This is a genomic window from Streptomyces sp. NPDC091682, from assembly GCF_044756625.1.
GTDB lineage: Bacteria > Actinomycetota > Actinomycetes > Streptomycetales > Streptomycetaceae > Streptomyces.
In genome coordinates this window covers 120,345-138,194 of sequence record NZ_JBIVTH010000006.1, presented here as the reverse complement: position 1 = coordinate 138,194, position 17,850 = coordinate 120,345, and the positions used below count along the sequence as shown (strand labels likewise).

At 70.7% G+C, this 17,850-nt stretch carries 17 protein-coding genes; 5 read left to right on the top strand and 12 right to left on the bottom strand.

The features are described from left to right. Positions 1–4 precede the first annotated feature (4 nt). On the bottom strand, positions 5–379 hold the full coding sequence (locus ACIQK6_RS15965; protein ID WP_329098964.1) for a thioredoxin domain-containing protein: 375 nt from the start codon (positions 377–379) through the stop codon (positions 5–7). After that, the gene (locus ACIQK6_RS15960; RefSeq protein WP_266605082.1) at positions 376–768 is read right to left on the bottom strand and encodes a MerR family transcriptional regulator; all 393 of its coding nucleotides are present in this window, start codon (positions 766–768) and stop codon (positions 376–378) included. The genes ACIQK6_RS15965 and ACIQK6_RS15960 overlap by 4 nt, the downstream gene beginning before the upstream one ends. A 351-nt stretch (positions 769–1,119) precedes the next feature. Between ACIQK6_RS15960 and ACIQK6_RS15955 the strand changes: the two genes are divergently transcribed. Next, on the top strand, positions 1,120–1,803 hold the full coding sequence (locus ACIQK6_RS15955; RefSeq protein WP_329098965.1) for a helix-turn-helix transcriptional regulator: 684 nt from the start codon (positions 1,120–1,122) through the stop codon (positions 1,801–1,803). A 40-nt stretch (positions 1,804–1,843) separates the two neighbouring features. Here the strand turns inward: ACIQK6_RS15955 and ACIQK6_RS15950 are convergent, their stop codons facing one another. Beyond that, positions 1,844–2,869, bottom strand: coding sequence for an ATP-dependent 6-phosphofructokinase (locus ACIQK6_RS15950; RefSeq protein WP_329098966.1), 1,026 nt, complete (start codon positions 2,867–2,869; stop codon positions 1,844–1,846). A gap of 236 nt (positions 2,870–3,105) precedes the next feature. On the opposite strand from ACIQK6_RS15950, the gene pta reads away from it, so the two are divergent. The 3 genes from pta to pyk all read left to right on the top strand — a co-directional run bounded on the left by pta (position 3,106) and on the right by pyk (position 7,946). After that, positions 3,106–5,196, top strand: a complete 2,091-nt coding sequence (pta, locus tag ACIQK6_RS15945; protein ID WP_329098967.1) for a phosphate acetyltransferase — start codon at positions 3,106–3,108, stop codon at positions 5,194–5,196. Between the two features lie 43 nt (positions 5,197–5,239). Further along, positions 5,240–6,454, top strand: a complete 1,215-nt coding sequence (locus ACIQK6_RS15940; protein WP_329098968.1) for an acetate kinase — start codon at positions 5,240–5,242, stop codon at positions 6,452–6,454. A gap of 61 nt (positions 6,455–6,515) precedes the next feature. After that, complete coding sequence (gene pyk / locus ACIQK6_RS15935; protein ID WP_329098969.1) at positions 6,516–7,946, top strand: pyruvate kinase; 1,431 nt, start codon at positions 6,516–6,518, stop codon at positions 7,944–7,946. 102 nt (positions 7,947–8,048) lie between these two features. On the opposite strand, the gene ACIQK6_RS15930 is transcribed toward pyk, so the two are convergent. From ACIQK6_RS15930 to ACIQK6_RS15915, 4 genes are all read right to left on the bottom strand, one after another. After that, on the bottom strand, positions 8,049–9,422 hold the full coding sequence (locus ACIQK6_RS15930; protein ID WP_402694968.1) for a hypothetical protein: 1,374 nt from the start codon (positions 9,420–9,422) through the stop codon (positions 8,049–8,051). Beyond that, the gene (locus tag ACIQK6_RS15925) at positions 9,412–9,993 is read right to left on the bottom strand and encodes a DUF6114 domain-containing protein (RefSeq protein WP_329098971.1); all 582 of its coding nucleotides are present in this window, start codon (positions 9,991–9,993) and stop codon (positions 9,412–9,414) included. The genes ACIQK6_RS15930 and ACIQK6_RS15925 overlap by 11 nt, the downstream gene beginning before the upstream one ends. A gap of 107 nt (positions 9,994–10,100) precedes the next feature. Further along, complete coding sequence (locus ACIQK6_RS15920) at positions 10,101–10,742, bottom strand: DUF6230 family protein (RefSeq protein ID WP_329098972.1); 642 nt, start codon at positions 10,740–10,742, stop codon at positions 10,101–10,103. Positions 10,743–11,371: 629 nt separating this feature from the next. Beyond that, positions 11,372–12,376, bottom strand: coding sequence for a tetratricopeptide repeat protein (locus ACIQK6_RS15915; RefSeq protein ID WP_329098973.1), 1,005 nt, complete (start codon positions 12,374–12,376; stop codon positions 11,372–11,374). Positions 12,377–12,625: 249 nt separating this feature from the next. Here ACIQK6_RS15915 and ACIQK6_RS15910 point away from each other — a divergent pair, with 249 nt between their 5' ends. Further along, on the top strand, positions 12,626–13,246 hold the full coding sequence (locus ACIQK6_RS15910) for a TetR/AcrR family transcriptional regulator (RefSeq protein ID WP_328788673.1): 621 nt from the start codon (positions 12,626–12,628) through the stop codon (positions 13,244–13,246). A gap of 49 nt (positions 13,247–13,295) precedes the next feature. Here the strand turns inward: ACIQK6_RS15910 and ACIQK6_RS15905 are convergent, their stop codons facing one another. From ACIQK6_RS15905 to ACIQK6_RS15885, 5 genes are all read right to left on the bottom strand, one after another. After that, positions 13,296–13,766: a hypothetical protein gene (locus ACIQK6_RS15905; RefSeq protein ID WP_329098974.1), complete on the bottom strand. Its 471-nt coding sequence runs from the start codon at positions 13,764–13,766 to the stop codon at positions 13,296–13,298. Between the two features lie 47 nt (positions 13,767–13,813). Continuing rightward, complete coding sequence (locus ACIQK6_RS15900; RefSeq protein ID WP_329098975.1) at positions 13,814–15,514, bottom strand: methylmalonyl-CoA mutase family protein; 1,701 nt, start codon at positions 15,512–15,514, stop codon at positions 13,814–13,816. 98 nt (positions 15,515–15,612) lie between these two features. Next, entirely contained in the window at positions 15,613–15,942 is a 330-nt protein-coding gene (locus ACIQK6_RS15895) for a DUF3817 domain-containing protein (RefSeq protein ID WP_329098976.1), read from the bottom strand. 68 nt (positions 15,943–16,010) lie between these two features. Continuing rightward, on the bottom strand, positions 16,011–16,517 hold the full coding sequence (locus ACIQK6_RS15890; RefSeq protein ID WP_202199672.1) for a MarR family winged helix-turn-helix transcriptional regulator: 507 nt from the start codon (positions 16,515–16,517) through the stop codon (positions 16,011–16,013). A 21-nt stretch (positions 16,518–16,538) separates the two neighbouring features. Further along, the gene (locus ACIQK6_RS15885) at positions 16,539–17,795 is read right to left on the bottom strand and encodes an MFS transporter (RefSeq protein WP_329098977.1); all 1,257 of its coding nucleotides are present in this window, start codon (positions 17,793–17,795) and stop codon (positions 16,539–16,541) included. Positions 17,796–17,850 lie beyond the last annotated feature (55 nt).

Below are 17,850 nucleotides of genomic sequence, written 5' to 3'. Positions count from 1 at the left end.
GGGCTCAGGCCGGGGCGAGCTGCTCTTCCAGTTCCTGGAGCAGCTTGCGCTTGGCCCGGGCCCCGACCATCTGCCGGACGGGCCCGCCGTCACGGAAGACGAGCAGGGTCGGCAGGGACAGCACCCCGTACCGGGTGACGGCCCCGGGGTTGCTGTCCGCGTCGATCTGCACGACCTTGAGCCGGTCGGCCTCTTCGGCCGCGATCGAGGAGAGGACGGGGGCGAGCTGGCGGCAGGGGCCGCACCAGTCCGCCGTGAACTCCACGAGGACGGGCCGTCCCCGCTCGCCGAGCACCTCGGCCTCGAAATCCGCTTCGGTCACCTGTGCCACGCCGTGGGCCTTCATGCCACCGTCCCTCTCGTCCGTCCGGTCGTTCATCCGGTCATCTCGCACTTCGGCACGGCCGCTTCGCCGGCCGCCCGTTCCGCGTCGGCCAACTGCCGTCCGAGCTGCTCGCGCACGTCGGCCAGCTGGCCGATCAGGCCGTCCAGCTCGGCGAGCTTGCGCCGGTAGACGGCGAGCGAGGCGGGACAGGAGTCCCCGGCCGGGTGGCCGGCCCGCAGGCAGTCCACGAAGGGCCGGGTCTCCTCCAGTTCGAATCCGAAGTCCTGGAGCGTGCGGATCTGGCTCAGCAGCCGCAGGTCGTCCTCGTCGTAGGTCCGGTAGCCGTTGCCGGCCCGCCGCGCGGGGAGCAGCCCGCGCGACTCGTAGTACCGGAGCGTCCGGGTGCTGGTCCCGGCCCGCTCCGCCAGTTCGCCGATGCGCATGGAGCGACCGTATTCCTTGACGCCGGCGTCAAGGCAAGGCGAGGCGAGGCGAGGCGAGGCAGGGGAGAAAGGGGCGGGGGCCCTCGCCACCCCCGTGCGCGAGGGCCCCGGAAAGGATCACGCAAAAAAAGGGGTGGTCGGTTCACATGGTGTGAAGAGTGTGAGGGGTATTGCATCGACGGGCGTTGGCTGGAAACGTACACACGGAAAGATCTTCCGGCTCACCGATTACCGGACAGTCGCTCGGAAACCCGGCGAAAGGCCTTAACTTCATAGGACGTTCCTACGAGGTATGGGCTTGTTTGTTTGGTCTGTAGGCGCCGCAGCCTGGCCACTTCTACGGTGTGCGGTGTGCACTCCAGCCCACCTTTCAATGCCCCCGCCGCGCGTCGCCTGCGCGCGGCCCTGGGCATGGCTCCCGGACATGTCGCCTACGGCCTGCGCGCCCAGTACGGACTCGTCGTCGCGCCCGAGACCGTGATGGCCTGGGAACGTGGCGAGATATCGCCTTCCTCCGCCGAGCTCACGGCGCTCGCGGGCGTCCTGTGGTGTGCGCCCGGCGAACTGCTCGCCGAACCGGTCACCCTGCGGGAGCACCGGGTCGCCCGGGGGCTCGCGGCGGACGACCTGGCCCGTCGGATCGGCCTGGAGACGAGCTCCTACCAGAAGATGGAGGACACCGGGCGCTGGAAGGGCAACGAACGACAGTCCGCCGCGCTGGCCACGGTGCTGGGTCTGACGCTGGCCCAGTTCGTGACGGCGACCGGCAAGCACGAGGAACTCGCCGAGCTGCTGCGCAGTGCGGTGACCACGCGCTGGCAGGCCTACGTGAAACCGCTCGGCAAGCTGCTGCCGATCCCCAAGCACCATCTGGAGACGGTGCTGGAGCAGCTGCACGGCGACTACCAGTCACGGATGGTGGCGACGCTCAGCTGGGGCGGCGGCCAGGGCGAGGCGGGCAGCGGGGACGCGGGCCGGGAGTTCCTCGCCGAGATCGTGGAGCGGTTCTGGCACCTCGCGGGCGGTGCGGCGTAGAAGGACCGCCCCGGGGTCGCAGGCGCCGCCCGGACCGGCGTCAGAAGACCGATTCGGCCTCGTACATCCGCTCCTCGGGGACGGTCTTCAGCTCGGTGACCGCCTCGGCGAGCGGGGCCATCACGACGTCGATGCCGCGCAGGGCGGTCATCTTGCCGAATTCGCCGCGGTGGACGGCCTCTACGGCGTGCCAGCCGAACCGGGTCGCGAGCACCCGGTCGTACGCGGTCGGGGTGCCGCCGCGCTGGACGTGGCCGAGGATGACCGGGCGGGCCTCCTTGCCGAGGCGGTGCTCCAGTTCGATCGCCAGGCGGTTGCCGATGCCGGCGAAGCGCTCGTGACCGTACTGGTCGATCGCGCCCTTCTCGTACGGCATGGAGCCCTCGGCCGGGTGTGCACCCTCGGCCACGCAGATCACGGCGAACTTCTTGCCGCGGGCGAATCGTTCTTCCACCATCTTCACCAGGGCGTCCACCTCGAAGGGGCGCTCCGGCAGGCAGATGCCGTGCGCGCCACCGGCCATGCCGGACTCCAGGGCGATCCAGCCCGCGTGCCGGCCCATGACCTCGACCACCATCACGCGCTGGTGCGATTCGGCGGTGGTCTTGAGGCGGTCGATCGCCTCGGTGGCGACCATGACGGCGGTGTCGAAGCCGAAGGTGCGGTCGGTGCAGGAGATGTCGTTGTCGATGGTCTTCGGTACGCCGACGACCGGCATCCCGGCGTCCGACAGCATCCGGGAGGCGGTCAGGGTGCCTTCGCCGCCGATCGGGATGAGGGCGTCGATGCCGTAGCGCGTCGCCAGCTCCTGGGCGTTCTCGGCGGCTTCGTGGAGACGGGCGCGTTCCATGCGCGCCGAGCCGAGGATCGTGCCGCCACGGGCGAGGATGCCGCTGACGGCATTGATGTCGAGGGGGCGGAAGTGGCCGTCGAGGAGCCCCTTGAAGCCGTCCTCGAAACCGATGACCTCATCTCCGTGCCCGACCAGGGCGCGGTGTACGACCGACCGGATGACAGCGTTGAGGCCCGGACAGTCGCCGCCTGCGGTGAGAACTCCGATACGCATCGTGCTGTGTCTCCTGCCGTACATGAAGGGCGTAATGGTGAAGCCTGTCCGATTGTTCCACGGGCCCGGGGCGCCGCACGTTTTCGCCGGCTGCACCCCGAAGGCCCTTCGGCCCTCCCGGCCAGGCCTTTTCCCCGGGGGCGCCCTAGCCATTGGCAGAGGTATTGTCAAGAGGTCGAGGCAGAGCAAAGTGACATTCACGGCATGACATCCACAGCATGGGACGGAGAACGGGCGTGACGCGCAGCGTGTACGTGACCGGTATCGAGCGGGGGGACGGCCGGCAGGTCGTCGAGCTGGGAATCATGGAGCTGCTGACCCGGCAGACGGGCCGGGTCGGCGTCTACCGTCCGCTGCTGCACGACGCACCGGACCTGCTCTTCGACCTCCTCAAGGCCCGCTACCGGCTCGATCAGGACGCCGCGGCGGCCTACGGCATGTCCTACCAGGAGGCCTCGGCGATCCTGGCCGAGAAGGGCACCGACGAGCTGGTCTCGCGGCTGGTCGACCACTACCACCGGGTGGCCCGCGACTACGAGGTCATGCTCGTCCTCGGCACCGACTACGCGGAGACCAACCTCCCCGACGAGCTGGCGCTCAACGCCCGCCTCGCCAACGAGCTGGGCGCGGTCGTCGTGCCCGTGGTGGGCGGCACCAAGCACCACGCCGAGGCCGTGCGCGCCGAGGCCCGCAACGCCTACCGCGCCTACGAGACCCTGGGCTGCCACGTCGTCGCGATGGTCGTGAACCGGGTGGCCGCGGAGGACCGCGACGTCATAGCCGAGCGGCTGGCCGCCCGGCTGCCCGTGCCCTGCTACGTGCTGCCGGACGACAAGTCGCTCTCCGCACCGACCGTCGCCCAGATCACCCGGGCGCTCGGTGGCGAGGTGCTCCTCGGCGACGAGGCCGGGCTGGCCCGCGACGCCCTGGACTTCGTCTTCGGCGGCGCGATGCTGCCGAACTTCCTGAACGCCCTGACCCCCGGCTGCCTGGTCGTCACCCCGGGAGACCGCTCCGACCTGGTCATCGGCGCGCTGGCCGCGCACACTTCCGGGACCCCGCCGATCGCCGGAGTGCTGCTCACCCTGAACGAGCGGCCGACCCCGGAGATCCTGACGCTGGCCTCGAAGCTGGCACCGGGCACGCCCGTGGTGTCGGTGGCCGGCAACAGCTTCCCCACCGCCGCCGAACTCTTCTCGCTGCAGAGCCGGCTGAACTCCGCGACCCCGCGCAAGCTGGAGACCGCGCTCGGCCTGTTCGAGCGGCACGTGGACACCGGCGAGCTGCGGGGTCTGCTGTCGGTGGCCCGCTCGGAGCGCGTCACCCCCATGATGTTCGAGCACGAGCTGTTGGAGCGGGCCCGCTCGGACCGCCGCCGCGTCGTGCTGCCCGAGGGCACCGAGGAGCGCGTGCTGCGCGCCGCGGACGTGGTGCTGCGCCGGGGGGTCTGCGACCTGACCCTGCTGGGCGACGAGCAAGCGATCCTGAAGAAGGCCGCCGACCTCGGCGTGGACATCTCCGGCGCACAACTCATCGACCCGGCGACCTCCCCGCTGCGGGAAGGTTTCTCCGAGTACTACGCGCAGGTCCGCGCCCACAAGGGGATGACCGTCGAGCTGGCGGCCGACGTGGTCACCGACGTCAACTACTTCGGCACCCTGATGGTCCAGCGGGGCCTGGCCGACGGCATGGTCTCCGGTTCGGTGCACTCCACCGCGGCGACCATCCGCCCGGCCTTCGAGATCATCAAGACCAAGGCCGAGGCGTCCATCGTCTCCTCCGTCTTCTTCATGTGCCTGGCCGACCGGGTCCTGGTCTACGGGGACTGCGCGGTCAACCCGGACCCGAACGCCGAGCAGCTCGCCGACATCGCCGTCCAGTCGGCCGCCACCGCGGCCGCCTTCGGGGTGGAGCCGCGGATCGCGATGCTCTCGTACTCGACCGGCACCTCGGGCAGCGGCGCGGACGTCGACAAGGTCCGCAAGGCCACCGAGCTGATCCGCGAGCAACGCCCCGACCTCGCCGTCGAGGGGCCGATCCAGTACGACGCGGCCGTGGAGCCCTCGGTCGCCGCGACCAAGTTGCCCGGGTCCCAGGTGGCCGGCCGCGCGACGGTGCTGATCTTCCCGGACCTCAACACGGGCAACAACACGTACAAGGCCGTGCAGCGGTCGGCGGGAGCGGTGGCGGTCGGCCCGGTGCTCCAGGGTCTGCGCAAGCCGGTCAACGACCTCTCGCGCGGTGCGCTCGTCCAGGACATCGTCACCACCGTGGCCATCACCGCGATCCAGGCGCAGGGCGCGCCGGCGCCCGCGGCCACCGCCTGATCCCCCGCATCCCCACCGCCCGCGACAAGGAAAGACCCTCATCGTGACCGCATCGCGCGTACTCGTCCTCAACTCCGGCTCCTCGTCGGTCAAGTACCAGCTCCTCGACATGACCGACCGGTCCCGGCTCGCCGCCGGCCTGGTGGAGCGCATCGGCGAGGAGACCTCCCGGCTGGTGCACGAGCCGCTCTCGGGTCCGGGCGCGGCCGCCGGCCGACGGGAGCGGCTCGGCCCGATCGCGGACCACGGGGCCGCGCTGAAGGCCGTGGCCGCGGAGCTCGCCGCGGACGGAATGGGCCTGGACTCGCCCGAACTGGCGGCGGTGGGGCACCGGGTGGTGCACGGCGGGACGCGGTTCACCAGGCCGACCGTGATCGACGACGAGGTGCTGGCGGAGATCCGGAACCTGATCCCGCTCGCCCCGCTGCACAACCCGGCGAACGTGACGGGCATCGAGGTAGCGCGCTCGCTGCGCGCGGACCTTCCGCAGGTCGCCGTCTTCGACACGGCCTTCCACTCGACGATGCCGGAGCACGTGGCGCGGTACGCGATCGACGCCCGGGTCGCCGACGCGTACTCCATCCGGCGGTACGGCTTCCACGGCACCTCGCACGCCTATGTCTCGCGCGCGACGGCCCGGCTGCTCGGCAAGCCGGTGGAGGACGTGAACGTGATCGTGCTGCACCTCGGCAACGGCGCCTCCGCCTCGGCCGTGCGGGGCGGGGTGTGCGTGGAGACGTCCATGGGCCTGACCCCGCTGGAGGGGCTGGTCATGGGGACCCGTTCGGGCGATGTCGATCCGGCGGTCGTCTTCCACCTGGCGCGGGTGGGCGGCTTCTCGGTGGATGAGATCGATTCGCTCCTGAACAAGAAGAGCGGTCTGCTGGGCATGTGCGGCGACAACGACATGCGCGAGGTGCTGCGGCGCGCGGGCGAGGGCGACGAGGCGGCGAGCCTCGCCTTCGCCGCGTACGTCCATCGGCTGAAGAAGTACATCGGGGCCTACGCGGCGGTGCTCGGGCGGGTGGATGCGGTGACCTTCACGGCCGGGGTCGGCGAGAACGCCCACCAGGTGCGCGAGGCTGCGATCGACGGCCTGGCCGCGCTGGGCCTGGTGCTGGATCCGGAGGCCAATGCCGTGCGCTCCCCCGAGCCGCGGCTGGTCTCGGCGGAACGTGCCCGGGTGGCGGTGGCGGTGGTCCCGACGGATGAGGAACTGGAGATCGCCACCCAGGCGTACGCGCTGGTTACCCAGTAGTCACTTGGACTTTCCACCAGCCGGAATATTCCGCTACGAAACAAACCGATAGGATCCAGTCATGCGCCGTTCCAAAATCGTCTGCACGCTGGGCCCCGCCGTCGACTCGTATGAGCAGCTGAAAGCGCTCATCGAGGCAGGTATGAACGTGGCCCGATTCAACTTCAGCCACGGGTCCCAGGCAGAACACCAGGAGCGGTACGACCGCGTCCGGCAGGTCTCCGAGGACACCGGGCGCGCCGTCGGCGTCCTCGCCGACCTCCAGGGCCCGAAGATCCGTCTGGAGACCTTCGCCGAGGGTCCCGTCGAGCTGGTGCGCGGTGACGAGTTCACCATCACCACCGAGGACGTCCCGGGTGACAAGTCCATCTGCGGCACCACCTACAAGGGCCTCCCGGGCGACGTCGCCAAGGGTGACCAGATCCTGATCAACGACGGAAACGTCGAGCTCCGGGTGACCGAGGTCGAGGGCCCGCGGGTGCGGACCATCGTCATCGAGGGCGGTGTCATCTCGGACCACAAGGGCATCAACCTGCCGGGTGCCGCCGTGAACGTCCCCGCCCTGTCGGAGAAGGACGTCGACGACCTCCGCTTCGCCCTGCGGATGGGCTGCGACATGGTCGCCCTGTCCTTCGTCCGCGACGCCAACGACGTCAAGGACGTCCACAAGGTGATGGACGAGGAGGGCCGCCGGGTCCCCGTCATCGCCAAGGTCGAGAAGCCGCAGGCCGTCGAGAACATGGCGGCCGTGGTCGACGCCTTCGACGCGGTCATGGTGGCCCGCGGTGACCTGGCCGTCGAGTACCCGCTCGAAAAGGTCCCGATGGTCCAGAAGCGGCTCATCGAGATGTGCCGCCGCAACGCCAAGCCGGTGATCGTCGCGACCCAGATGATGGAGTCGATGATCACCAACTCCCGCCCGACGCGCGCGGAGGCGTCCGACGTCGCCAACGCGATCCTCGACGGCGCGGACGCGGTCATGCTGTCGGCCGAGTCCTCGGTCGGCGCCTACCCGATCGAGACCGTCAAGACGATGTCGAAGATCGTCACGGCGGCCGAGGAGGAGCTCCTGTCCAAGGGCCTCCAGCCGCTGGTCCCGGGCAAGAAGCCGCGCACCCAGGGCGGCTCCGTGGCCCGCGCGGCCTGCGAGATCGCCGACTTCCTGGACGGCCAGGCGCTGATCGCCTTCACCCAGTCCGGCGACACCGCCCGCCGCCTGTCGCGCTACCGCGTGACCCAGCCGATCCTGGCCTTCACCACCGACGTCAACACCCGCAACCAGCTCACGCTGAGCTGGGGCGTCGAGTCCTACATCGTGCCGCACGTGGACACCACCGACGCGATGGTCGACCTGGTGGACGGCGAGCTGCTCAAGCTGAACCGCTACAACCAGGGCGACACCATGGTCATCACCGCCGGCTCGCCCCCCGGCGTCCCCGGCACCACCAACATGGTCCGGGTCCACCACCTGGGCGGCGACGCCCGCGACTGACGTCGCCCGCCGCACCGACTCTGCCGCACAGAGGCCGAGGGCGGCACCCCGCAGTGATGCGGGGTGCCGCCCTCGGCGTTTTCGCGCGTGCCCGGTACGGGACTACTCCGGCGGGCCGATGTAGTTCTTCAGGCCCGGAACCGTCAGGGTGCCGCCGAACTGGCCGGCCTGAACCACCTTGACGTCCGTGAAGAAGGCGAACGGGACGTTCAGCGGCGGCGGGCTGTTCGGGGTGAACTCGACCGGGATCAGGTCGAAGAGGTCGCCCTTGAGGCTCTCGGTGTACATCGTCACCGTGCCGCCGCGGATCTTGGACGTGGAGCCCGGACGCGACTTCAGGTGGGCGACGTTCCCCGACGCGCCGACCGTCTGGTAGAGGTCCTTGATGTCCAGCGATTCCGCGGTGAACTTGAGGACCTTCTTGGTCTTGCCGCCGGCCGTCTTCACCTCGACGATGCCGTGGTAGTCCAGGCCGTAGAGGGTCAGCCTGGAGCTGTCGAGGTACCAGGGCTCGTCCGGCAGGAGCGGGATGTCCTGCTCCAGCTCGGCGTCGGCCAGCGCCTTGGCGTCGTAGGTCGGGCACGGGAAGGGCTGCTTCCCGTCCGGGTCCTTCGTCTCCTCGTCCTTGGCCTTGTCCTCGTCCTTGTCCTCGTCCTTGTCCTCGTCCTTGGCCTCGTCCTTGGCCTCGTCCTTGGACGCGTCGCCCTTGGCCTTGTCCGCGGCTTCGTCCTTGGCCTTGGCGTCGCCCGTCTCGTCCTTGGGGTCCTGCTCGGTCTTCTTGACCTCCGCGGACAGCTCCTTGACGTCGACACCGGCCTTCTTCGCCGCTTCGCGGATCGCGTCCGCGGCCGGGTCCGGCGTCGGGGCCGCCGTGGCGGGGCCCGACGGAGTGGTCGCGGGCGTCGGGGTCGCCTTCGCCGTCGCGTCCTTGAGGGGCCTGCCGAGCTCGTCCACGAGGTTCTTGAGCGCGTCGCCGACACCCAGCGGGTCCAGCGGGTTCGTGGACTTGGTCGCCTCCGGAGCCGGCGTCGTGGCCGCGGGCGCGGCCGGGGCCTTCTCGTTCGCCACCGGGGGCTTGGCCGCCGACGGAGACGTGCTCGGCTTCGCCTTCTCCTTCACGGAGGCCGATGCCGATGCCGACGGAGAGGGCGTCGCGCTGGGCGACGTGCTCGCCGAAGGCGTCTTCGAGGGCGAGGGCGAGGGGGACTTCGACTCGGTCTCCGCCGGCTCGTCGGACCGCGTCACACACGGCCCGGGCGCGAAGGGGATCTCCTTGTCGTCGGCCACGGCCAGTTTCGGCGCCATGCCCATCCCGACGAACACGGCCGTCGGCATCGCCGCGAGCGCCATCGTCTTGCCGACGGGTATCTGGATCTTGTTCAGCAGCGACTTCCTGGGCGCCGCGTGGCGCGGCCCCTTCACTACACGGGACTCTGCGCCTGGGGCCACGCCCCGCTGCGTCTCGTCACCCCGCACTGTTCCTCCCGCCATCGGCGTGGGCAGTCGTCTCGCTCGCGTGTGCCGTTTCCGTCACGTGGGGACCCGGGACGCCGTGGGCGCCCATGTTCGCCGTCGCGTCCGCCTTGCTCAGGCCGACGACGCCCGGCTCCGCCACCGGCTCCTCGCCCTCCTCGACCGGCTGCCCCGGCGCCCAGGCCAGGGCGAGTGCGCCGCCGACCATGGAGAAGGTGAAGCCGACGAAGAAGCCACCGAGGTTGGACACCGGGATCGAGACCAGGGCGAGCAGGATCGCGGCCACGCCGGCGAAGACACGGATGGTTTCCTGGAACCAGAGGGCCAGGCCCAGCGTGATCAGCAGTACGCCGATGATCAGTGCACCGGCGCCGCCGGTGGTGGCCATCGCGAGGCTGACGTTGCCCAGCCGCAGGTCCGCGTAAGGGAAGTAGGCGATCGGGAAGCCGCCGAGGAGCGTGAACAGCCCGGCCCAGAAGGGACGGCGGCCGCTCCAGGCGTGGAAGTGGTAGTAGACCACGGTGGGCCAGGCGTCGTCTTCTGCGCGAACGTAAACCGGGGCCTGGGGGTTCATGGACAACAGCTCCCTGGAAACGGTGGTACTTGAAAACTCTGTGGAGCCCGAACGGGCGGGGGCAACGGCTGTCACCACCCGCCCGTCCGGTCAGGCACGGGGACCGGTCAGTCCTTGATGTCCTGGTAGCAGGGCTGGTCGCCACCGAGGAGGCGCAGCTTCAGGTTGGGCAGCTTGAAGGTGCCCGCCGTGGTCGCCCACGCCTTCTGCTTCACGTTCGTCAGGACGGCCCGGTCGGCACGCTGCGAGAACGCGTACGGGCTCGCGACCGTACCGGCCTGCGGCTTGGTCTTGTGGCTCGAGTCGCCGACCGCGACACCGATGTCCAGGTTGGTGAACTCGGCGTCGGTGTCGAGCTCGGCCACATCCAGGTAGATGTTGCTGGCTTCGGCCGGGGTGCCCTTGTGACCGGTCTTCAGCTGGAGCGTGATGTTGCCCAGCGGAGTCGGGGTGACCAGGGACTGGCACATGTTGGTGATCTTGGCGTTGCTGAACCCGGAGATGGTGACCGGGTGGTGCTGGGCGTTGCCCTTGAGGTCGTGTCCCTCGGCGACACCGCCGTACTGGATCAGGTTTTGACCGTCGAGCTTGTCGGCCGAGACCTTGAAGTCCTGGCCGGAGACGCTGAACGACGCCGCGAGGGCACCCTGCGCCAGACCCACACCGACCGCGGCCGTGGCCGCGATGCTCGGCACCATGACGAGCGCGAAGCGCTTCCATCTGGTCCCGCCACGAACCTGAGAACTCATTTCGTTCCTCCTTCTCGGACGTACATCTCCGGTCCGGGCCGTGCCCGTCCTGGGATGGGAGAAGTGCTACGTCCTCGGGAAGGAGCGCAGGCGGCCGGGCCGCGGCTGTGCCACGTCCGATACACCGGCGATCACCCCCGAGCGACAACCACTGGGCCACGCGTTCGCGCAACCTGGAGGACAGGCCCCGCCGGTGTGGCAGAGACCCCCCTGTCCCACGGCCGGTGCCACTGCCACAGGCCGGCTCGGTGGGGACCCTCCACCGCGGCTCCGAGTGAGCGGCTCTGCGGGAAGGACCGAGCGTCGCCGATCGTGGTCCATTCCAGGCCGGGGCACAAGGGGGTTCGTTACTGGCGGGTAACGGCCAGATAACCTGAGGACGACCCGTCGCCGTCGGGCAGCAACACAGGGTGCCACCCAGGGCCACGACAGAACGGACGAATGGCGAACACACCGGACAGTTCACGGGGTTCGATTTACTGCGAGTAACAGCGGCCGCGATTGCCAAGTTTTGGCAAAGCGCGGCCGCTGTTTATCTACGTGTCAACAAATCGCCGGCGACCCGGTGGCGTACGGGCGGCGCGCGGCGCAGGCCCCGGAACGGCCGCGGAGCCGGTCCGGACGGCGGCCTAGAAGAGCACCCGCGCGAGCGCCGTGCGCGCCGCGGAGACCCGCGGGTCGTCCGCGCCGATGACCTCGAACAGCTCCAGCAGCCGCAGTCGCACGGCGTCCCGGTCCTCACCGAACGTGACGCGGACGGTGTCCACCAGGCGCCCGAAGGCGTCCTCCACGTGACCGCCGACCAGGTCGAGGTCGGCCGCGGCGATCTGCGCCGCCGGGTCGCGCGGGTTCTCGGCCGCCGCGGCCCGCACCGCCTGCGGGTTCATGTGCTGGACCCGAGCGAGGAGCTCCGCCTGGGCCAGGCCCAGCTTGGCCTCGGTGTTGCCCGGGTCGTCCGCGAGCACGTTCTTGTACGCCTGGACCGCGCCGCCGAGGTCACCGGCGTCGAGCGCGACGACGGCCGCCTCCAGCAGGGCGTCGTGCGGGCCGGCCGGGATCTCGTCCGCGTCGGTGGCGGCCGCACCGGCCCCCTCCGCGTCCGGGTCCACCTCGATGCCGATGATCCCGAAGCGGTCCTCGGCGACCTGGACGAGCTGGGCGAAGGTCTCGCGGATCTGCTGCTCGGGAACCACGCCCTGGAACAGCGGCAGCACCTGGCCCGCGACCACGGCGAAGACGGCCGGGATGCCCTGGATCTGGAACTGCTGCATGAGCATCTGATTGGCGTCGACGTCGATCTTGGCGAGCACGAGGCGGCCGTTGGCCTCGGTGATCAGGCGCTCCAGCAGCGGACTGAGCTGCTTGCACGGCTGGCACCACTCGGCCCAGAAGTCCAGGACGACCGGAACCTCTGCGGAGAGCTGGAGCACATCGCTTTCAAAACCGGCCTCGTCTACGTCGATGACGAGCGCCGACGGCGGCACGGCACCGGCGGACGGACCCGCCCCACCGGCCCCGCCGGCCCGGTTCGCCGCTTCGGCGCGGGCCTGCTCGGCCTTGGCCTTGGCCTCGCCGGCCGCCTTCACCGCGGCGAGGTCGACGACGCCGCTCATGGACATGTTTCTGGGCTGCATGCGTACATCCTCCCCCGTGTGCGCGCGCCGACGAAAAAGATCGCGTGAATTGGCCGTGCCGCCGTACCGTCGCGATCGTGATGTTGAACGGCGCCGGGTCCCCACCTGGCGCCTGTAGCTCTTCGCGTGGTTGTCGCTCTTACGCTACGAGCCGTAGCGTAACTCCCCCGGCGGCCCCCCGCGCCCCTTCCGGTCCCGTGATCTGAACCACAGCGGCCCTTTTGCCTACCGGCGGGTATGGTCTCGGCCATGCGCAACCCCAGCCCCGGCCGCACCGGTCGTCCCCGCAGTGCCGCCGCGGACGCCGCGATCCTCGCCGCGACCCGGGACGCGCTCGTCGAGCTGGGCTGGTCGAAGCTGACGATGGGGGACGTGTCCGCCCGGGCGGGGGTCGCCAAGACCACCCTCTACCGGCGCTGGGCGGGCAAGAACGAGCTGGTCGTGGACGCGGTCGCAGAGCTCTTCGACGCCCTCGAACTCCCGGACCGGGGCTCCCTCGAAGCGGACATCGAAAACGTGGTGCTGCAGTTCGCGGAGCTGCTGCGGCGCCCGGAGGCCCGTACCGCCCTGATGGCGGTCGTCGCCGAGTCCACCCGGGACGAGGCCCTGCGCGACCGGATCCGGTCGGCGATCGTGGACCGGCAGAAACGTCTCGTCGTACTGGGTCGCGAACGGGCCCAGGCCCGTGGCGAACTCCCGTACGAGGAGGACGAGTCCCTCGCGGGCCGCACCACGGACCTGATCTTCGACGTGATCGCGGGCACGGTGGTGCACCGCGCCCTGGTGAGCTCCGAACCGGTGGACGAGCTCTGGGTGGCCACCTTCACGGCCCTGCTGATGCACGGCCTGCGCGGCCCGGCCGTCGCCTGAACCCGGGCCGTCGCCCGAACCCACCCGACCGCCCGCTGCCGCCGCGCCGTCAGAAGGTCCACGCCCCCGAGCGGCGCCGGGATTCCAGGACCTGCTCCGCCAGCGCCGCGGCCCGCGGGTTCTCCCCCGGCCAGGGCCGCCGACGGCCCGGCCAGCTCGCCCAGCGCAGCGCGTCGGCCTCTTCCTCGGGCCGCAGACCGGCCGCGACAAGCGCGCCCCGGGCCGCTTGGGCCCCGGCCGTGCGGTAGCCGATGTCGCGGGCGTCCGGCCAGTAGACGCCGCCGTCGGTGATCAAGGCCGCGGCCTCGACCCCGTCCAGCCCCAGCTCGATGCCGTCCCGCACCGCCGCGAGGAACTCGGCGGGCAGCCGGTCCTCCCGCGCCAGGTTCAGGATCTCCGTCCCGGCCGGCCCCGGTGGCTCGAAGTCGACGACGACGTAGGCGTAGTGGCCCCCGCAGCCGCCCTTGTTCATCACCACGCGCGCGCTGACGCCCCGTACGGGAACAGGAAGGCCGGTCATGGCGCCACCGTACGGGCGCCACGACCGGCCGTCTCACCCCGCCGGACCTAGAAGCCCGGCGGCTCGGTGTACGTGCCCCACTCGTCGCGCAGGACGTTGCAGATCTCGCCCATCGTGGCCTCGGCCCGCACCGCGTCCAGCATGGCCGGGATCATGTTCGTCCCGTCCCGGGCGGCGTCCAGCATCGTCTTCAGCGCCGCGTCGACCTTGGCGTCGTCGCGGCGGGCCTTGCGGGCCGCCAGCTCCCGCACCTGGACGGTCTCCACCTCGTGGCTGACCCGGAGGATCTCCAGGTCACCCGTGACCGACCCGTGGTGCACGTTGACGCCGACGACGCGCTTGTCGCCCTTCTCCAGCGACCGCTGGTACTGGAAGGCCGATTCGGCGATCTCGCCGGTGAACCAGCCGTCCTCGATGCCGCGCAGGATGCCCGAGGTGATCGGCCCGATCGGGTGCTGCCCGTCGGGGTGGGCGCGCAGACCGCGCTCCTTGATCTGCTCGAAGATCTTCTCGGCCTCGGCCTCGATGCGGTCGGTGAGCTGCTCCACGAACCAGGAGCCGCCCAGCGGGTCCGCCACGTTGGCCACGCCCGTCTCCTCCATCAGCACCTGCTGCGTGCGCAGGGCGATCTCGGCCGCCTGCTCGCTCGGCAGGGCGAGGGTCTCGTCGAGGGCGTTGGTGTGCAGCGAGTTCGTGCCGCCAAGCACGGCCGCCAGGGCCTCCACGGCGGTGCGCACGACGTTGTTGTACGGCTGCTGCGCGGTCAGCGAGACACCGGCGGTCTGGGTGTGGAAGCGCAGCCACATGGACTTCTCGCTCTTCGCCCCGTAGACCTCCTTCATCCAGCGGGCCCAGATCCGGCGTGCGGCGCGGAACTTGGCGATCTCCTCGAAGAAGTCGAGGTGCGCGTCGAAGAAGAAGGAGAGGCCGGGCGCGAAGGCGTCGACGTCCATCCCGCGCGAGAGGCCCAGCTCCACGTAGCCGAAGCCGTCGGCGAGGGTGTACGCGAGCTCCTGCGCGGCCGTGGCCCCGGCCTCGCGGATGTGGTAGCCGGAGACGGACAGCGGCTTGTAGGCCGGAATGCCCTTCGTGCAGTACTCCATGAGGTCGCCGATGAGGCGCAGGTGCGGCTCCGGTTCGAAGAGCCACTCCTTCTGGGCGATGTACTCCTTGAAGATGTCGGTCTGGAGCGTGCCGTTGAGGACGGCGGGGTCCACGCCCTGCCGCTCGGCGGCGACCAGGTACATGCAGAAGGCGGGGACGGCCGGGCCGGAGATCGTCATCGAGGTCGTGACGTCACCGAGCGGGATGTCCTTGAACAGGACCTCCATGTCGGCGGCGGAGTCGATGGCGACCCCGCAGTGCCCGACCTCGCCGAGGGAGCGGGGGTCGTCGGAGTCGCGCCCCATGAGGGTCGGCATGTCGAAGGCGACCGAGAGCCCGCCGCCGCCGGCGGCGAGGATCATCTTGTAGCGCTCGTTGGTCTGCTCGGCGTTCCCGAACCCGGCGAACTGCCGGATGGTCCAGGTCCGCCCGCGGTAGCCGGTGGCGTGGAGCCCGCGGGTGTACGGGTACTCGCCCGGCCACCCGATGCGCTCGAAGCCCTCGTACGCGTCGCCGGGCCGGGGTCCGTAGACCGGCTCGACCTCGTCGCCGGAGAGCGTGGTGAAGTCTGCCTCGCGCTTGCGGGCCTTGTCATAGCGGGCCTGCCAGCGACGGCGGCCTTCCTCGATGGCGTCAGCGTCCATACCCACGAATTTACTAGGACGTCCTAGTAAATGTCGATGGCAAACCCCCGGGGACTCGCCCCGGGGGTGGGTGACGCTCGCCTCCTGCGCGGCGGCGATCAGGCCTTGGCGGTCGCGAGCGAGTCGCTGACCAGCGGCTCGACCTCGGCGCGGATCTTGCGCTCGACGAAGAAGGCGGCCACCGGAATCGTTCCGCTGAGCATGACCCAGAGCATCTTGCCGAAGGGCCACCTGGCCTTGGAGCTCAGGTCGAAGGCGAAGACCAGATAGATCATGAAGAGCACACCGTGGGCCTGCGAGACCACGAAGGTCAGGTCGGCGCCGGTGTCGAAGCCGTACTTCGCCACCATGCAGGCACAGAGGATCAGGAGCATGACCGCGGTCACGTAGGCCATGACGCGGTAGCGGGTCAGCACGCTTCGTTTCATGCCGACGAGCCTAGCCGTCCGTTTTGCTCGATCTTGACGCGGCCCCGGGCCCCGGCCTCCGGCCCGGGCTACTCCTGGAAGTCCGCCGCGGCCACCCGCAGCGGGCGCAGCAGCGCGAAGATCTCCCCGCACTCCTCGGCGTCGTACGCGCCCAGGCCGAAGTCGACGGCCATCAGGTCCTTCGTGGCGGCCTCGACGACCTCGCGGCCCTTCTCCGTGATGGAGGCGAGGGTGCCGCGGCCGTCGTTCGGGTTGGGCCGCTTGGCGACCAGTCCGGACTTCACCAGCCGGTCCACCGTGTTGGTCACCGACGTCGGGTGGACCATCAGCCGCTCGCCGATCTTGGACATCGGCAGTTCGCCGGCCTTGGAGAAGGTGAGCAGCACCAGCGCCTCGTACCGGGCGAAGGTCAGCCCGTACGGCTTGACGACCGCGTCGACCTCACCGAGCAGGATCTGCTGCGCGCGCATGATCGAGGTGATCGCGGCCATCGAGGGCACGGGTCCCCAGCGCTGCTGCCAGAGCTCGTCGGCGCGGGCGATGGGGTCGAAGGGAAGGCTGAGCGGCTTGGGCACGCGTCCGACCCTACCGGGAGGTCACTTCACCGCGGGGGCCGTCTCACCCCTCAGTCGTTCCTCCTGCCGGGCGGCCGCCCGGAGTTCGGCCAGGAGCAGCAGGACGACCCCCGTACCGAGGAGCCCGGCTCCGGTGACGACCTCGTGCACCGGGCGGAATTCGGCGGCGAGGCCGGCCAGGGCCATGCCGACCCCCTGGAGGGTCATCAGGCCGGTGCTGAGCAGCGTCATCGCCCGGCCGCGCAGCTCGTCGGGAACGGCTTCGACGTACCACTGGTCCAGCCCGAGGGTGTAGGCGTGGGCCAGCCCGGCGAGCAGCAGGGCGGCGAGGACCACGGGCAGGCCCGGCCGGACGGCGAAGAGCAGGAGCGGCAGCAGCCCGGCGGCCGCGAGCGGCACCACGATCCTCGATCGCGCGGGGGCGGTGAGGGCCGAGCCGGCCCAGAGCTCCCCGACGATGGTGCCGACGGGCAGGGCGCACATCATCAGGCCGAGGGCGGCGGTGCCGACGCCGATGCCGTCCGCGTACGGGGCGAGCAGCGCCTCGGGGGCGACGAGGAAGACGGGCGGCAGCCAGAACAGCAGCATCAGCGCGCGCAGCCGGCGCCGGCCGAGGACGGCGCGCAGTCCGGCGAGCGGGGAGGTTCGGGCGCCGCTGCGGGCGGGGCGGCTGCGCGTGCCCAGCCTCAGCAGCAGCGCGGAGCCGAGGAAGCCGGCGGCGGTGAGGGCGATGGCCGCGCGCGGCGCGAGCGCGGTGAGCAGCAGCCCGCCGAGGCCGAACCCGATGAGCTGGGCGCTCTGGGCCACCATGCGCAGCAGCGAGCGGCCCAGGACGAAGGCGTCGCCGGTGCCGAGGACGTCGGCGAGGGAGGCGTTGCGCGTGCCCTGGAACAGCGGCGCCACGAAGGCCATCGCGCAGCGCAGTACGAGGAGCACGGCGACGGGCGTGCCCGGCGCCACCATGGCGGCCGCGCAGAGCGCGCAGACGAGGTCGCAGGCGACGAGCACCCGGCGGGCGGGGTGGCGGTCGGCGATCCCGGCGAGCAGGGTGCCGCCGAGGACGTACGGGAGGAAGCCGAGGGCGAAGGTCAGCGCGCTCATCAGGGGCGAGCCGGTGGTGCGGTAGACGAGGACGGACAGCGAGATCTCGGCGACGACCACGCCGAACACGGACAGCAGGTGGGCGGCGAAGACGGTCCGGAACTCACGGACCCGGAACACGGAGCGGTAGCCCGGTGGCGGTACGGACCGCCCGGGCGCCTGGGTGTCGGTTGGCATGGGCCCAGCGTCCCGGGCCCGGGGCCCGCGCCCCAGAGATTCGGCTGGGGCCGAA

What these genes read in the sequence shown, in the direction of transcription:
- ACIQK6_RS15905 (WP_329098974.1), bottom strand. Translation starts at nt 13,766, where the DNA reads ATGACCGGCCTTCCTGTTCCCGTACGGGGCGTCAGCGCGCGCGTGGTG.
- pyk (WP_329098969.1), top strand. Translation starts at nt 6,516, where the DNA reads ATGCGCCGTTCCAAAATCGTCTGCACGCTGGGCCCCGCCGTCGACTCG.
- ACIQK6_RS15915 (WP_329098973.1), bottom strand. Translation starts at nt 12,376, where the DNA reads ATGCAGCCCAGAAACATGTCCATGAGCGGCGTCGTCGACCTCGCCGCG.
- ACIQK6_RS15900 (WP_329098975.1), bottom strand. Translation starts at nt 15,514, where the DNA reads ATGGACGCTGACGCCATCGAGGAAGGCCGCCGTCGCTGGCAGGCCCGC.
- ACIQK6_RS15950 (WP_329098966.1), bottom strand. Translation starts at nt 2,869, where the DNA reads ATGCGTATCGGAGTTCTCACCGCAGGCGGCGACTGTCCGGGCCTCAAC.
- ACIQK6_RS15910 (WP_328788673.1), top strand. Translation starts at nt 12,626, where the DNA reads ATGCGCAACCCCAGCCCCGGCCGCACCGGTCGTCCCCGCAGTGCCGCC.
- ACIQK6_RS15960 (WP_266605082.1), bottom strand. Translation starts at nt 768, where the DNA reads ATGCGCATCGGCGAACTGGCGGAGCGGGCCGGGACCAGCACCCGGACG.
- ACIQK6_RS15925 (WP_329098971.1), bottom strand. Translation starts at nt 9,993, where the DNA reads ATGAACCCCCAGGCCCCGGTTTACGTTCGCGCAGAAGACGACGCCTGG.
- ACIQK6_RS15920 (WP_329098972.1), bottom strand. Translation starts at nt 10,742, where the DNA reads ATGAGTTCTCAGGTTCGTGGCGGGACCAGATGGAAGCGCTTCGCGCTC.
- ACIQK6_RS15885 (WP_329098977.1), bottom strand. Translation starts at nt 17,795, where the DNA reads ATGCCAACCGACACCCAGGCGCCCGGGCGGTCCGTACCGCCACCGGGC.
- ACIQK6_RS15895 (WP_329098976.1), bottom strand. Translation starts at nt 15,942, where the DNA reads ATGAAACGAAGCGTGCTGACCCGCTACCGCGTCATGGCCTACGTGACC.
- ACIQK6_RS15965 (WP_329098964.1), bottom strand. Translation starts at nt 379, where the DNA reads ATGAACGACCGGACGGACGAGAGGGACGGTGGCATGAAGGCCCACGGC.